Origin of the sequence: Shewanella sp. Scap07 (assembly GCF_013394145.1) — a bacterium.
GTDB classification, from domain to species: domain Bacteria; phylum Pseudomonadota; class Gammaproteobacteria; order Enterobacterales; family Shewanellaceae; genus Shewanella; species Shewanella waksmanii.
In genome coordinates this window covers 3609742-3625394 of the sequence record NZ_CP041329.1, presented here as the reverse complement: position 1 = coordinate 3625394, position 15653 = coordinate 3609742, and the positions used below count along the sequence as shown (strand labels likewise).

General features: G+C 45.3%; 14 protein-coding genes. 12 read left to right on the top strand and 2 right to left on the bottom strand.

Annotated features, from left to right (window positions below; translation table 11 throughout):
* Positions 1 to 38 precede the first annotated feature (38 nt).
* The 7 genes from prmC to kdsA all read left to right on the top strand — a co-directional run bounded on the left by prmC (position 39) and on the right by kdsA (position 6353).
* A complete protein-coding gene (gene prmC / locus FLM48_RS15860) occupies positions 39 to 881 on the top strand; it encodes a peptide chain release factor N(5)-glutamine methyltransferase (protein WP_179025296.1) in 843 nt (280 codons plus the stop codon).
* Positions 882 to 1056: 175 nt separating this feature from the next.
* The gene (locus tag FLM48_RS15855) at positions 1057 to 2001 is read left to right on the top strand and encodes a bile acid:sodium symporter family protein (RefSeq protein WP_179025295.1); all 945 of its coding nucleotides are present in this window, start codon (positions 1057 to 1059) and stop codon (positions 1999 to 2001) included.
* Positions 2001 to 2654: a Vat family streptogramin A O-acetyltransferase gene (locus FLM48_RS15850; RefSeq protein ID WP_028775234.1), complete on the top strand. Its 654-nt coding sequence runs from the start codon at positions 2001 to 2003 to the stop codon at positions 2652 to 2654. Before FLM48_RS15855 ends, FLM48_RS15850 begins: the two co-directional genes overlap by 1 nt.
* Before the next feature lie 208 nt (positions 2655 to 2862).
* Entirely contained in the window at positions 2863 to 3249 is a 387-nt protein-coding gene (locus FLM48_RS15845; RefSeq protein WP_028775233.1) for a SirB2 family protein, read from the top strand.
* On the top strand, positions 3249 to 4037 hold the full coding sequence (locus tag FLM48_RS15840) for a tetratricopeptide repeat protein (protein WP_028775232.1): 789 nt from the start codon (positions 3249 to 3251) through the stop codon (positions 4035 to 4037). Before FLM48_RS15845 ends, FLM48_RS15840 begins: the two co-directional genes overlap by 1 nt.
* A gap of 138 nt (positions 4038 to 4175) precedes the next feature.
* Positions 4176 to 5432: a DUF819 domain-containing protein gene (locus FLM48_RS15835; protein WP_179025294.1), complete on the top strand. Its 1257-nt coding sequence runs from the start codon at positions 4176 to 4178 to the stop codon at positions 5430 to 5432.
* 72 nt (positions 5433 to 5504) lie between these two features.
* Positions 5505 to 6353, top strand: a complete 849-nt coding sequence (gene kdsA, locus FLM48_RS15830) for a 3-deoxy-8-phosphooctulonate synthase (RefSeq protein WP_179025293.1) — start codon at positions 5505 to 5507, stop codon at positions 6351 to 6353.
* Positions 6354 to 6528: 175 nt separating this feature from the next.
* Here kdsA and FLM48_RS15825 read toward each other — a convergent pair whose 3' ends face one another.
* Complete coding sequence (locus tag FLM48_RS15825) at positions 6529 to 8286, bottom strand: flavocytochrome c (RefSeq protein ID WP_256870953.1); 1758 nt, start codon at positions 8284 to 8286, stop codon at positions 6529 to 6531.
* A 311-nt stretch (positions 8287 to 8597) separates the two neighbouring features.
* Here FLM48_RS15825 and FLM48_RS15820 point away from each other — a divergent pair, with 311 nt between their 5' ends.
* The 5 genes from FLM48_RS15820 (at position 8598) to FLM48_RS15800 (ending at position 14731) form a co-directional block, all read left to right on the top strand.
* Entirely contained in the window at positions 8598 to 9593 is a 996-nt protein-coding gene (locus FLM48_RS15820; RefSeq protein ID WP_256870952.1) for a porin, read from the top strand.
* Positions 9594 to 9756: 163 nt separating this feature from the next.
* The gene (locus tag FLM48_RS15815; RefSeq protein WP_179025291.1) at positions 9757 to 10647 is read left to right on the top strand and encodes a LysR family transcriptional regulator; all 891 of its coding nucleotides are present in this window, start codon (positions 9757 to 9759) and stop codon (positions 10645 to 10647) included.
* An 8-nt stretch (positions 10648 to 10655) separates the two neighbouring features.
* Positions 10656 to 11897 carry a DUF819 domain-containing protein gene (locus tag FLM48_RS15810; RefSeq protein ID WP_179025290.1) on the top strand — a complete coding sequence of 414 codons (1242 nt, stop codon included), beginning with the start codon at positions 10656 to 10658 and terminating at the stop codon, positions 11895 to 11897.
* 155 nt (positions 11898 to 12052) lie between these two features.
* Positions 12053 to 13591 (top strand): AbgT family transporter, encoded by a 1539-nt coding sequence (locus FLM48_RS15805; RefSeq protein WP_179025289.1) that lies wholly within the window; start codon positions 12053 to 12055, stop codon positions 13589 to 13591.
* 258 nt (positions 13592 to 13849) lie between these two features.
* Positions 13850 to 14731 (top strand): multidrug transporter, encoded by an 882-nt coding sequence (locus FLM48_RS15800; RefSeq protein ID WP_179025288.1) that lies wholly within the window; start codon positions 13850 to 13852, stop codon positions 14729 to 14731.
* On the opposite strand, the gene FLM48_RS15795 is transcribed toward FLM48_RS15800, so the two are convergent.
* A complete protein-coding gene (locus FLM48_RS15795; RefSeq protein WP_256870951.1) occupies positions 14718 to 15365 on the bottom strand; it encodes a phosphatase PAP2 family protein in 648 nt (215 codons plus the stop codon). The genes FLM48_RS15800 and FLM48_RS15795 overlap by 14 nt on opposite strands.
* Positions 15366 to 15653: the final 288 nt, after the last annotated feature.

Genomic DNA, 15653 nt, shown 5'->3' with positions numbered 1-15653 from the left:
TCTGCCTTTTGCATCAGATAATAAGTTAAGGATAGCCCTTGTTTCAGACTATCTCAGAAGCCCTTGAATGGGCTTCTTCGCAATTGGCCGAAATTTCAGAGTCGGCCAAGCTCGACGCGGAAGTGATATTACTTCACGTGATTCATAAGCAGCGTAGTTATTTGTATACCTGGCCAGATGACAGGTTAAATGGCGAACAGATCGACAGCTTCACTCAGATGGTCTCGCGGCGGGCATTAGGCACGCCAATTGCCCATATTGTTGGGGAGCGCGAGTTCTGGTCGTTACCCTTTATGGTCAATCCCAGTACGCTCATCCCACGACCTGATACCGAAATTTTGGTTGAGACCGCGCTCAATTTGCCGTTAGCGCAATCAGCTAAAGTGCTTGATTTGGGTACGGGTACCGGTGCAATCGCCTTGTCGCTGGCGTATGAGCGTAAGGAATGGCAAATTACCGCCGTTGATAAGGTGATTGAAGCGGTTGCATTGGCTAAGGCGAATCGTGACCATTTGCAGCAACCGCAAGTCAAGATCATTCAAAGTGATTGGTTTGATGCCGTTGATTGTTACGATTTCCAGCTTATTGTATCTAATCCTCCTTATATCGATGCCGAAGATGAACATCTCAACCAAGGCGATGTGCGCTTCGAGCCACAAAGTGCCTTAACCGCAGATGAGCATGGCTTTGCTGATCTTTACTATATTGCCGCGGCGGCAAAAGACTACTTAGCCCCTGGTGGCTACCTGTTGCTTGAGCACGGATTTGGCCAGGCGCTGCAACTCCGCGACAAGATGATTGCCCTAGGCTATGAAAGCGTTGCAACAGTGCGTGACTTTGGCAGTAATGACAGGTGCACATTAGGCCGGTTGCCGCGCTAATATAGTGCTTAAGCGCGACCTTTGCGCGCAATGCCATAACGCCACCTTAGTGATACTCAGGTGGCGTTATTGTTTTTATCCCTTACAGTCTCTGCTATGTTGACTGCCACTAACTGCTTTTTAAAAGATAACTGTGCTTGTAACTGCTTTTGCCAAGGAATGACACCCAAAGACTATGCAAACCATTAACCGACTGTTCCCACTTTTAGCGCTGATTGGGGCAGCGTGTGCCTATTGGCAGCCGCAACTGTTTAGTGGCTTTAGTAATCTGATTGTGCCTTTACTGGTGATCATCATGTTGGCAATGGGCTTATCACTTAATGTCAGTGACTTTACTGCAGCCGTTAGGCAATACCGCGCCGTGGGCGTGGGATTAGTCTTGCAGTTTAGTGTGATGCCATTGAGCGCACTGTTAATCAGTCAACTGCTTGGGCTTGATGCTGACTTAACCTTAGGGTTAGTGGTGGTGGGTAGTGTTGCTGGAGGTACGGCATCAAATGTGGTGTGTTATCTGGCCAAAGGCGATTTAGCGCTATCAATTACTATGACCGCCTGCTCGACCTTATTGGGCGTGTTACTTACCCCGATGATTATCGAATTGGTTGCGGGGCAGGTGGTGGCGGTTCCAGTGCTGGCGATGTTAGTCAGTTTAGCCAAAATTGTGTTGTTGCCGGTTATTGTGGGCTTGTTGGCCAATCACTATTTAGCCGCCTCGGTTAGCAAAATAAGAGGCGTGTTGCCCTGGATATCTGTGGTCGCCATCTGTATGGCAATAACTATCATTGTTGCTCTCAATGCCCAGCGCATTGAGCAAATAGGGGCAATCGTACTGCTGGCGGTGATATTACATAATGCCAGTGGCTTAGCATTTGGTTATGGTGTTTGTTATCTACTCGGTTTTAGTCACAAGGTGTGTAGAACCATCTCGCTAGAAGTGGGTTTGCAAAACTCTGGCTTAGCTACCGCCTTATGTGTGCAGTTTTTTAGCCCGGCTTCTGCATTACCAGCAGCGATTTTTTCAGTGTGGCACAACCTATCTGGTGCGATGCTCGCCGGTTATTGGTCTGGGAAGCAGGCGCAAGATAGGCAAGCAGATAAACCGTCGCAAAAGGAGGCGTAATGACAGGTCCAAACCCCGATACTCAGTACCCTTTAGCTGAGTTTAAACAAGTTGGTTTTCTAAAAAACTTCATTGTTAGTGAGCATATTATCGTCGGCGATTACACCTACTACGACGATCCAAATGGTGTCGAGAATTTTGAGAAAAATGTCTTGTACCATTTTCCTTTTATTGGCGACAAACTGATCATCGGCAAGTTTTGTGCGATAGCGCGCGAGGTGAAGTTTATTATGAACGGCGCTAATCACAAAACCTCTGGCGCGTCGACTTTTCCCTTTTTCATTTTTGGCAATGGCTGGGAAGCCGCCACGCCCGCTGCGGGCGAGTTGCCTTATAAAGGCGACACCGTTGTTGGTCATGATGTTTGGATTGGCCATCAAGCGATTATCATGCCTGGGGTGAATATTGGTGATGGTGCCATCATCGCCAGTGAGTCTGTGGTTACCAATGATGTGCCGCCTTACAGTGTGGTTGGCGGTAATCCTGCGGTGGTGATAAAGCAGCGTTTTGATGATCAGACAATTAAGGCGCTTAAGCAATTGGCATGGTGGGATTGGCCGGCGGCTAAAATTAGTCAACACGTTAAACTGATCAGTGGTGATGATATTGAGGCGTTACTGGCGCTGGCGGCAGAGTCAATCGCCTCAACTTAACCATTTTGTGCTAAAAGGGAGCGTCACGGTCGTGCAACTTGTATCAGAACACTCCTTATCGACTTATCAACTTATCGCAAGTTAGCGCTGAAATTACGCTAGATTCAGTCTACTCATCGCTTAATCCCAGCCTGTTTGATTATCATGTTGGTGCCTAGCTGACACATAGGTTACACTAGCGCCTTTCTCAGCCAAGATAGAGTAGAAAATGGAAAGTTTGTACCCTGCAATCAAACACCTTCATTTAACGCTAATTGCTATTAGTGTGGTGTTTTTTATCGTACGTTTTGCACTACATATTCGTCAGTCTTCAATGATGGATAAGAAATTCTTTAAAGTGGCCCCCCATGTGGTAGACACCTTTTTGTTGTTGTCAGGCCTAACCCTATGCTTCTTTATTAAACAGTACCCATTTGCAGATCCTTGGCTTACTGAAAAGCTAGGTGCTGTTGTCGCTTACATCTTCTTAGGTGCGATTGCACTCAAAGCCAACCGCAACCGACTATTTAAAACTTTTGCAGCATTAGGTGCCGTAGCATGGATTGTCTATGCAGCTAAAATTGCCATGTTCAAACAAGCGATTTTACTAGGTTAATGAGTCATTTGAAGTTAAAAGATACCCTGACCTTACCTGAGAGTGCGTTTGAGGTTACTCAGCACTTGGGTTTTGGTGACAAAGAAAAAGCCAAGTGGGCTTGGTATGAACTTGCCGGTTCAGTATTAAGCCATTACTTGGTAGACCAGCAAGCACGCCTTGATGCGCTATTAAAGTGGTTTTATCGAGATCTAGGCTTCTGTGCGCGCGAGTCTTACTTCAGTCTTGAAGCGGCTAACTTGGCGACCTGCATTACCAGTCGTCAAGGTAATAGCACGACATTGGCCACAGTGTTGATGTTATTGGCTAAACAATTGGATTTAAAGCTCGACGTGTTATTGCTGCCCGGCACTACCTTGTTGTCGAGCCGCATTAACGGTCAAGTGATGTACATTAATCCGCTTAATGGCGAGCAGTTAACACGGCATCAACTACATGTATTTGTTCGTGGTGAATTGGGTAATGGCGCGCCTTTTAAGCCGAGTTACCTCAAGCCCGTCAGCCTAAAGCGTATCTTGTCGAGGATGATCCATGAGCTCAAGGCGGGGGCGATATTAACCAGCCAGTTTGAAGCTGCCATGGAGTGCTGCAACTTGCTACTGCAGTGGCACGAAGATGATTTAAACCTCAATCGCGAGCGGGCTTTCATTGCCCAACAATTGGGTTGTATCAAAGTGGCCGCTGCAGACTTAAAACATTTTGTGGAAAACAGCCCACATGATCCGGTCACTGAATTAGTCAAATTACAATTAAAAGAACTGAGCGACGACCGCGAAGTTTATCATTAACGGATAAGCCGCACATTGAATGTGCGGCTTTTTGCCTGATCCGAGCCTGATAAAGTCGCTGTTGTTTGCTGGGCAACAACAAATAAAACAAAACCAACAACAAATAATAAAGATCGAGATGTTATCTAGGGGGATATCATGAGCAGCAGTACCGCATTGGTTACTAACGATGCCACGGGCCTTGGCCTGCTGGCGGTAATACTTGGGTTTGTGTTTTACACCAGTAACAGTAGCCACCCGTTTTGGCAAAAATTCTATCGTTTTATACCCGCACTGCTAATGTGCTATTTCCTGCCATCATTACTGAACTCGTTTAACATTATTGATGGGCATGAGTCGCAGCTTTATTACGTCGCGTCTCGATATTTGTTACCCGCTTGTTTAGTGTTACTGATTTTAAGTGTTGATTTAAAAGCTATTTTAGGACTTGGGCCTAAAGCGATTATTATGTTCTTAACGGGAACCGTCGGCATTGTGATTGGCGGGCCCATTGCACTATTAATTGTGTCGGCTTTGCACCCTGAAGTACTGGGCGTGAGTGGACCTGAAGCCGTCTGGCGCGGCATGACCACGTTGGCGGGTAGCTGGATTGGCGGCGGCGCCAACCAAGCGGCAATGAAAGAGATTTATGAAACCGGTGGTGATATCTTCTCGATCATGGTGACGGTGGATGTGATTGTTGCCAACATCTGGATGGCAGTTTTGTTGTTTATGGCTTCTAAAGCGAAGCAGATTGATGCCAAAACCGGTGCCGATACCTCTGCAATTGAACGTTTGAAAGTGAAGGTCGAGCAGTACCATGCGGAGCATGCACGAATTCCATCATTACAAGATTTGATGATGATTGTTGCGGTAGGTTTCGGTATCACCGGTTTAGCGCACATGGTGGCAGACTTTTTAGGGCCATTTTTTGAAGCCAATTACCCCTGGACGCGTGATTACAGCCTAACTTCTAAGTTCTTCTGGTTAATCGTCACTGTTACCACTATTGGTTTAGCGTTGTCGTTTAGTCCTGTACGCCATTTAGAAGCGGCAGGTGCCTCTAAAGTGGCGTCGGCATTTTTGTACATCCTTGTTGCGACTATTGGCTTGCATATGGATGTGTTTAAACTGTTTGATGCTGAAAACTTATGGTATTTTGCCATTGGTATCATTTGGATGTTAGTCCATGCTGGCTTTATGTTGCTGGTAGCCAAACTGATCCGAGCGCCACTATTTTATATGGCTGTGGGTAGCCAGGCTAACGTGGGCGGCGCAGCCTCTGCACCTGTGGTTGCAGCAGCGTTTCACCCGGCGTTGGCACCTGTCGGTGTACTGTTAGCGGTACTAGGCTATGCTGTAGGTACATACATGGCATGGCTCTGTGGCCAAGTGCTTCAAGTTATTGCTTCATAGGGCTGCACAGCAGTAGCAGAATTAATATTGTTTTTGCCAATTCTTATTGGCCTAGGTAGAGAGAAGTTATAGATGAGCATGAAAACCATTACACTGGATGCGATAGCGATCAGTAACGATAAGCCTTTCGTATTGTTTGGCGGAATGAACGTATTGGAATCGCGTGATCTGGCGATGAAAATTGCCGAGCATTATGCAGAAGTGACCCAAAAACTGGGCATTCCATATGTGTTTAAAGCATCGTTCGATAAGGCTAATCGCTCATCAGTAAACTCTTATCGTGGTCCAGGCATGGACGTTGGCCTGAAGATTTTTGAAGAAATTAAATCGACATTTAATCTGCCATTGATCACCGATGTGCATGAACCGCATCAATGTGCACCAGTGGCTGAAGTTGTGGATATTATTCAGCTGCCAGCATTTTTAGCACGTCAAACAGATCTTGTGGTAGCAATGGCGAAAACCGGTGCGATTATTAATGTCAAAAAACCCCAATTTTTAGCCCCCCATGAGATGCGTCATATCATTACTAAGTTTAATGAAGCCGGTAACGACAACATTATTCTTTGTGAGCGCGGCTCAAGCTTCGGTTACAACAACCTCGTTGTTGATATGTTGGGTATGGATGAGATGAAACAATCGGGTTACCCGGTGATATTTGATGCGACCCATGCACTTCAACGCCCAGGTGGGCGCAGTGATAGTGCCGGTGGCCGTCGTGCACAGGCAACGGAATTGGCGCGCAGTGGTATGGCACTCGGTCTTGCAGGTTTGTTCATTGAAGCACACCCCAACCCAGATGAAGCGAAGTGTGATGGCCCATGTGCATTACCTTTGCATCAACTAGAGAACTACCTAACCCAGATGAAGGCCGTTGATGACTTAGTGAAATCTTTCGATCCGATAGATACCAGCAAGTAAGTCAAATACAGCAAAAATCAGCCTCGCAATCTAGCGGGGCTTTTTTTGGTCTAGATGCTGTTAGTAGAGACTTATGTACAGAGAGGAAGCAAACTTTATCTATACTTAGTGCGAAAAAAGCTGAGCTCAATGATTGAGCTCAGCAAAAATGGCGCAGGGTGATGTTAACGAACAATTACTTTAGTGAGTATTTGGCAGCGTTTTCTCCTGCTTTGCGGCCAAATACAACCGTATCAGCAATCGCATTGCCTCCTAGCCGGTTGTAGCCATGTACACCGCCAGTCACTTCGCCTGCAGCAAATAGGCCTGGCATTTTCCAGCTTTGTAGATTTAGCACATTGGTATCGGTATCAACCGCGACGCCACCCATTGTATGGTGAATACCGGGTGCAACCTTCACAGCATAGTAAGGTGGCTTGCTAAGATTTAAAGGCATATCTTCACGACCAAAATCGCTATCTTTTCCTTTAGCTTGGTATTCGTTATAGACTTTTGCGGTGTGCATTAATTTGCTCATACCTGTGATCTTAGCCAGTTCCTCAATCGTGTCGGCTTTGCTAAGCATACCTAGATGCTCATAGCCGCGAACCATTTTTTTCTTCTCTACGAGTTGCTCATCAAAGACTAACCAAGCGTATTGGTCTTTCTGCTTTAAAATGGCATCAGATGCGCGGTCACGGGTGGTCAATTCACTGATGAAACGTTCACCGTCGGTGTTAACCATGATAGCGCCGACTCCGCGAACAGTTTCAGAAATTAAAATTCGGCTATCTTTGCCTATGGTTGGGTGTGCTTGTACCCAATCAATATCGGTCATAGAGGCGCCAATTTCTTTGGCAAGTAGCACACCATCCCCTGTTGCGGTGACATTGTTTGAGCTGGTCATATCTTTCATGGTTGGGCGATAGTAAGCGACCATCTGCTTATTCATGCCATAACCGCCTGTTGCCAGTACTACTGATTTTGCTGCGATCATATTGTAGCCACTGTGCTTACCATGAACTACAACACCCGCTACAGATTGATCATCATTGAGGACAATTTTCTCAACCCGTGAATTCACTCTAACGGGAATATTGCGTTCATCGGCAGCTTTACGAAGGGTATCAATGATATGTGGGCCAACCGACGCACCGCCTGATGGACGGTGTGTCCGCTCTACACGAGCACCACCAGAACGTTTTAAATCGTTCATGTTAGCACCTAACGATTCCAGCCATGCCACTGCGCCAGCTGACTCTTCAGCTAATATTTGCACCAGTTTAGGATCGTTCTGATAGCGGCCGCCTTTCATGGCATCTTCAGCATACCAATCTATAGAATCTTCAATCCCTTTAGCTTTTTGTTGTGGTGTGCCTACAGCGTTGATACCGCCTGCCGCTAACATGGAGTTGCCGCCGGTGTAAGGCGCTTTTTCAAATAGGACGACGTTTGCTCCTGCCGCTTGTGCGGAAATTGCAGCATTAAAGCCAGCTGAACCACCACCGACAACGATAACATCGACCGTTTCTGATGGCCCTTTGGCAATGGCTTTAGCTATCTTCTCCTGGTCCCAGCCATTGTCCCAACGTTTTTTCTCTTTAGCGTCAGCAAATGGCATTTCCATTTCAAAGTTATGGCAGTTGTTACAAGTTAACTGTGGTTTTGAGTGAGCGGAATGACATGAAGTGCAGTTGATATCACCAAGGTGAGAGGCGTGTGGGTCGAAAGTTAGTTCATTGTTGACAAGATCCTCATAGTCTCCGTGGCATGAACGGCATTGCTGGTTTTCATGGGTTTCACTGTCACTGACCTTTAACGGTTTAGTGTGGCAAGACTGACAGCTATCCATATCTGCATGGAATTTAGCTAAATCAGTCGATTCTGCGACAGCAGCGCCGGATGACAGCATTAGGATTGCCATGACCGAAGCGAGTTTAGTTATTTTCATCATATACTCCATATCTACTTTTTATTGCGGCATTTTTGTCGCTTGTTTGTATGGGGCAAGATTAATTAAACCGTAGGTGAAAAAACTCGATCTATATCAAATTAGGTACCTGTGTCAGTTTTTGTTAAAGCGTTTTAAGTTTTATTTAAGGTTGGGTTTTATTTGAATTCCTGTGACAAATATTACGTTTTAAATTCTCTCTTTATTTATTATTCATCGCAACGGTAGACCAGTTTCTACATTAAAAATAAAAAATAGATTTTATTAAGGTGAATATGATGATAAACACAAGGTACATTTCAGTTATAGCGATAATGTCGTCGATTTCTTGTAGTTCATTCGCAGAGGAGCCCAGTTTTTATGGTCGTTTTGATATTGGTATTGCTCATTCTGATGCGGGGACGACAACTCAAAATGGCAAGTCAGGTACGGTAATCGAAAACAATTTGTCCCGCTTAGGGGTTAAGGGAGAAAGTAAAGTTTCTGATGCGTTGACCATTGTTTATCGTGCTGAATTTCAAGTGAATAGTATGACTTATGCTGACGAGACTTTTTCACCAAGAAATACCTATTTGGGGGTTAAGTCAGCATTGGGAACAGTGTTGGTTGGCCGCAATGACACGGTATTTAAAACATCTAAAGGTGGTGCCGAGACATTTGCACTCACCAATGCTGCCTATAATCGTATGATAGCTGGCCAAGTAAGAAAAGCGGACGGAATTACTTACTACTCTCCTAAAATTTCTGATTTATTTACGGTTAACTCTACTTATTTAGTTGATGATAATTATGAGTCTTCTAATGAATCTCAATATGCAGTCAGTATTGTGTTGGGCGATAGTAAATTAAAGGCGAATAGTTATTATGCGGCGCTAGCTTATAATACAATTGCTGGTGTTGATGCATATCGTGCTGTTTATCAGCAAAAGATGGGTAACTTGAAATTGGCTGGGATATATCAGAACACTAAAAGTCAGAAGTTTGAAGATAAGCAAGGGGATACCTATTTTTTAGCGGCGGTGTATAACCTTAACGGTGTTAATTTAAAAGCAGAGTATGCAAAAGATAAAGCCGGGTTTGGTAAGTACTTTAAAAACAATGCTGCAGTCGTTGAGGGGAGTTATGACAAAGCAACTGATGTTGATATCGATTCGCTAACCTTAGGTGTAGATTATCGTTTATCTAAATCGACACGTGTTGCTGCGCACTACGCCATGTATCAAGGTGAGTATCGAATTAACAATGCGGGCCCTTTAATTACCCTAGAAGATGACAATGTTGCTTCTATTAGCTTGCGATATGACTTTTAGCTAGCTTTTAATATACAGCCGAGCGATGAAAATATGCGTAGCTGATCGTAAGGTTAATAATTAGTACCGTTATGGTTAACGTTTTTGCGATTTAAGGCCTATCCCCTTAGCCAAAGTGACTTATTATTAGCCTTATCCCGTTTGTTTAACAAGTGTCGTTTTTATGCGTATTACGCTAAAACAGTTAGTCATTTTTAAAGCGATTTACACCCATGGGCAAATATCTAAAGCGGCCAAGGCTCTGCATCTATCTATACCCGCTGTGAGCATGGCACTGAAGGAGTTAGAAGGATCGCTAGGTAATCGGTTGTTTGACCGTAACGCCAATGGTTTATCAATCAATGACAATGGCAAAGTGATCTTACCCTACGCCAATGACATGCTATCAAAAAGCTTAGAATTGGAGCAGATCTTTAGCGAGTCTACCACTGGAGTGCGTGGCAGCCTTAAGATTGGAAGCAGTAAAACTGTCGGGAACTATGTGCTGTCGCGAAAAATACCGCTGTTTAAGAAAGCTTTTCCACTGGTAGAGATGAAATTGTTGATTGATAACAGTCTGGCGATTGAGTCATTAGTCAGTGAACGTGAATTAGACATTGGATTTATCGATGTAAAACCAACTAGCAAAAACCTCCATACCCAGCGTTGGTTTAGCGACCGAATATGTATTGTGACATCACCTGAAAATAGTATCGTTAATCAACCAATAACGGCTGAGTTGCTATCAGAACAGCTTTGGGTACTCGATCAAACTCACTCAATGAGTCACATGCGCGCTATACAGCTACTAAAAAGCGCTCATGTATCAGTGAATCAAGAGTTAACTATGACGAGCATGGGGGCGATAAAACGAGCCATTGGCACCGGAATCGGGGTAAGTATATTACCTTGGCTTGCTATCGAAGAAGAGGTTGAACGAGGAGATTTGTCTGAGTTAGTACTCCCTCAATGGTGCCATCAGCGTAACTATTGGATAGTGACTCGTGATGATGATAAACAGGCTGATTTAGTGAGGAAATTTGTTGAATTTTGCGAAAATGAAAAACCCTGCTAGGTCTGAGCATGATTGATCAAGACCCCATTATATTTGGCCTAATTTGTGGGCTATTGGGGACTATCTACTATACTCGCCAACTATCCCATCCATTTTGGCGTGCGATTCATCAATACGTGCCAGTCATGGTGCTGTGTTACTTTCTGCCTTCTCTATTTAATACCTTTGGGGTTGTTGACGTTAGTCAGAGCCGCCTACCTTATATTGCGGTTAACTATTTCATGCCAGCGTGTCTTGCATTACTCATTTTTAATATTGATATGAAGAGTATTCTGCAGTTAGGACCCAAGCTGATTATCTTGTTTACAGTGGGGGCGATAAGTATCGTGCTGGGTGGCCCCTTTGCACTCATGGTATTTCAAGGAATGAGTCCAGACTCGTTGGCGAACAGTGGTGAGAACGCTGCTTGGCGAGGCATGGCAACGTTGGCGGGTAACTGGGTTGGCGGGACGGCAAATCAACTTGCGATGAAAGAAGTTTATCACGTTGGCGACAGCATATTTTCGGTGATGATAACGGTCAATGTGGTGTTTTCGGCATTGTGGATGACGGTGTTGCTAATGTTATCTCAGCACGCACCTTGGCTTGATAAAAGGATTAAAGCTGACACTCGAGGACTGCAAAATTTAGTTAAGTCTGCCAATAAGTTGCACTTGGCTGAGCCGCAAATCCCACAGCTGCAGCATTATATTTTCATGCTGGCGGCAGCGTTTGGTGTTGCAGGAATAGGGCATGCTGGCGCGGATTATCTGGCGCCCTATTTTAGTCTGCATTATCCTGAGCTTGCGCGGTTTAGCCTGACCAACCGTTTTTTTTGGCTCGTGATGATAGTGACGAGTTTGAGCTTTGTTTTGTCTTATACCCGAGTTCGCGACTTAGAGCGTGTCGGATCTGAATCTGTTTCGTCGGTGATGCTGTTTATGTTGATTGCGATAATGGGATTACAAATGGATATTACAGCGATTAGTGATTTCCCCCGATTTTTTGTGATCGGCTTTATCTGGCTGCTATTTCATGTTGTGTGTGTGATGGCGGTAGGAATAATGATAAAAGCCCCAACTGCCTATATGGCCATCGCGAGTCAATGTAATCTTGGCGGTGCGGCATCAGCGCCGGTTGTGGCCGTAGCTTATCACCGCTCCTTCGCGCCAGTTGCAGTGTTGCTTTCTGTACTTGGTTATGGCTGGGCAACCTATTTAGCATGGATATGCGGTGAGCTGTTGCAATCAGTCAACTTTCATTTTATGTAAGCGTTTTTTGTTTATTTTCCTCTAAAGCTGGTATGTTTTTAAGGTTGGCTACAGGGTGCATCTGTATGGTGCTGCTATATTAAAATAGCTGTAACTGTTGTCACCATAATTTGTGCTACAAGCAGCAACCAAAACAAAGAAGAGGAAATAGGGTTATGTCACATGAGGCCGCGTCACCAGGACGGCTTGGTAAAGTGCTCGATGGGATTGAACGTGTAGGTAATAAACTGCCTGATCCCGCGATGTTGTTCTTGATGCTGTTGTTTACGGTCTGGGGACTTTCTTGGGCACTGTCAGGGGTGAGTTTTGAAGCCATTGACCCACGTACTGACCAACCGATAGCGGTTACCAACCTATTAAGTGCCGAAGCGCTTACTCACTTCCTAACTACCATGGTTTCCACCTTTACCGCCTTCGCACCGCTCGGTGTGGTTCTCGTTGCTATGTTAGGTGTGGGTGTTGCTGAGCACTCTGGCTATATCAATACTGCGCTGAAACAGATGTTGAAAGTGACTCCTGCTAAGTTACTGACACCTGCTGTTGTGTTAGTGGGTATTATTTCGCACACGGCAACCGATGCTGGCTACGTGGTGGTGATTCCATTGGCTGGGGTGATCTTCTTTACCGTTGGTCGCCATCCATTGGCGGGTATCGCAGCTGCCTTTGCCGGGGTTTCAGGCGGGTTCTGTGCTAACTTTATTCCATCGGGGATTGACCCATTATTGCAAAGCTTTACCCAGTCAGCGGCGCAAATTGTTGACCCTGATATTCAGGTTAACCCGCTTAACAACTGGTTCTTTGCTGCTTCTTCGTGCATACCAATCACATTACTGATTTGGTACCTAACAGATAAAGTGCTAGAGCCGCGTCTAAACCGAACTCATAAAGTTAACCGCGATGAAGTCGACATTCCAGCAATGGATGAGATCACCGCCAAAGAGCTTAAAGCATTCCGTATTGCAACGGCGGTGATGTTTGCTGCGATTATCGGTTTCTTCTCGCTAACAGTTTCAGAAACTTCAACATTGCGAGATGCTAACGGCTCGCTAACCAGCTTTAGTGCGCCGTTGATGCAATCAATCGTGCCGCTGATCTTCATCTTCTTTATGTTGCCTGGCTTAGTTTACGGTTATTTAACTAAGACCTTTAACTCATCAGGTGATGTGGTTCAGGCAATGTCAAAATCGATGAGTGGCATGTCGCACTACATCGTGATGGCGTTTTTCTGTGCTCAGTTTGTGGCGGCGTTTTCCGCATCGAACCTTGGTGCGCTGATTGCTGTAGAGGGCGCAGGCGCCTTAAAAGCGATGAATTTATCGGCTGAAATCACCGTTGTCGGTATGATCATTTTGGTCGGTTTCGTTAACTTGTTTGTTGGTTCATCTTCGGCGAAATGGGCATTGATTGGTCCGGTGTTGGTGCCAATGTTGATGCAACTTAATATCAGTCCAGACTTGTCACAAGCGGCTTACCGTGTTGGTGATTCTAGTTCTAACATCATTACGCCATTGATGCCTTACTTCCCACTGGTGGTTGTATACTGTCAGCGTTACGTTAAGGGCATTGGTATTGGTACACTTATCTCGATGATGCTGCCATTTAGTATTGCGCTGTTGAGTATTTGGAGTGCTTGGTTACTACTGTATTGGTCTATGGGTATCCCACTGGGCCTAGGTGCTAGCTACACCTACTAAGCAGTACATATAGCGTTTTAGGGCTTCTTTTTAGAAGCCCTTTTTAGTGCTTGTAAAATATGAGCTTACAGCCATATCCCTCATGGTGACAATAACGACAACAAGCAGCCTTCGGCTGACTAGATCTATATCTCCTTTTGACACTGCACTTGAAATTGCCCGCGAAATTAAGCTCAAGGTTACTTTTGAAATTCTGCTCGAATTCATTGGCCATTCCCTATAACCTAGTGTTCAAACCTCTCGAATAATGAATCAGTTATGTGGATTGGGTTCACGCTGTTAGCTGCCTTCATGCAAGCATGGCGCAATGTCTTTCAGAGCCAACTAAGTCAACAAATGAGTGTGGCCGGGGTAACACTAGCGCGCTTTATTTGGGCCGGGCCTTTGGTCGCCGTTTATTTAGTGGCGTTGCATCAAGTTCAACCCAGCGCGTTGCCCGATTTTACTCATGATTTTAATGCCGATTTTTGGCGATTGATAGGTGCTGCAGCCTTGCTGCAGATAACAGCAACCGTGTTAATGGTGACACTGTTTAAAATGCGCGATTATGCCATCGGTGCTGGACTGGCTAAGAGTGAGGCGCTGGTCGCTGCTCTACTTGGCGTATGGTTTTTTAGTGCAGAAATGAGTCTTATGGGATGGCTTGGGGTCATTATTGGTGCCGTAGCGATTCTGATGATGAGTTGCCCCAATGGCAGCCGCTTGTCTGTCGCAACTGCCGGTATTGGTCTGCTATGTGGCAGTGCTTTCGCATTAACTTCACTGTGCGCTCGAGAGGCAAGCCTTAGTTTACCCTTTGGTTATATGCACAGTGCCGCTTGGGTATTATTGTGGGTTATTTTGCTGCAGACCGTGCTGCTATTAGGTTTTATCGCACTATCGGATCGTGGCTTGCTTGTACGGATCCTTAAACCCAGTAAGTTAGTGTTTACTATAAGCTTAACAAGCTGCTTAGGCTCGATTGGTTGGTTTAGTGCGATGGCGCTGCAAGATGTGGCGCTGGTAAAAACCTTTGGGCAGGTAGAGGTGTTTATCACCTTGCTGATTGCCAGGTTTTACTTAAAATCTAGTACGAAACTCTATGATATTCTGGCATTGATTCTCATCGCCATCGCCGCGATATTGGTTATTTGGGGCTAGGCAGTTTAACAATGAGGTGCGCTAAATGGCAGGCGAGTACACCTAAGGTAGCACCGGCTAAGGTGTCACCTAAAAAGTGATAATTCTGCCCCAGTTGACCGATAAATACCGCGACAATCCCTAAGCTCCACAGCAGTTTATATTGCGGTAAGTGATACCAAAAACAACAAGCTAATGCGACAGTAAAAAGAGTATGCCCAGACGGAAAAGAGTTATAGCCCATTCCTTGAGTGAACGGGTAGAAACCCTCCACCCCGCTATGGATCCATGATGGATTCTCATTGACCCAAGTTTCCGGCCAAGTGCGGCCAAACAGCCATTTCCCCCCCCAACGCAACCCGCTGGCAAACAATGCCGTAAGCAGTAGATGTTTGACCAACGGCAGCATGGTGTGGCGATAGCGGGGAAGGCACAGTAATAACACACAGCTAAGTCCTAATACCTGAAAAAACAGGGGGGCCTGGCTTAGCAGCTTAAGGTAGCTGCCTTGATAGGCGTTGTTGTACAACATGCTAGCCAATGGGCGATCAATAAATAGCACCGCGATAAGCGTCGCGATTATCATCAATAGATAAAAACGCATCATGGTGAGTTTGGAAAATGGCGTAAACGTCGAACTGTTTGGCTGAGTCATGTTAATCAGTATTGGTAGTCACAGCGATAACAAGCCACTAGTCTAATCTTTATGTTGATGCTTGTGTAGCGTGATTGGCTTCATTGTGCGCGGGCTTGGCCGGTAGCAGGAGTTGCGCTGGTCAGATGACAGTTATTGTGCTGTTAATTGCATTGCCAGTTGCTAATATAAAGGCTTGGTCAGTCATAGATAGCAGCAATATCGTTTGCGTTTTAGGGCATAGACAAGCGTGCTCTAGCTACGTGACACTTTGTATCAGCAACCAAAGCATAATGGGTAAAATGATAA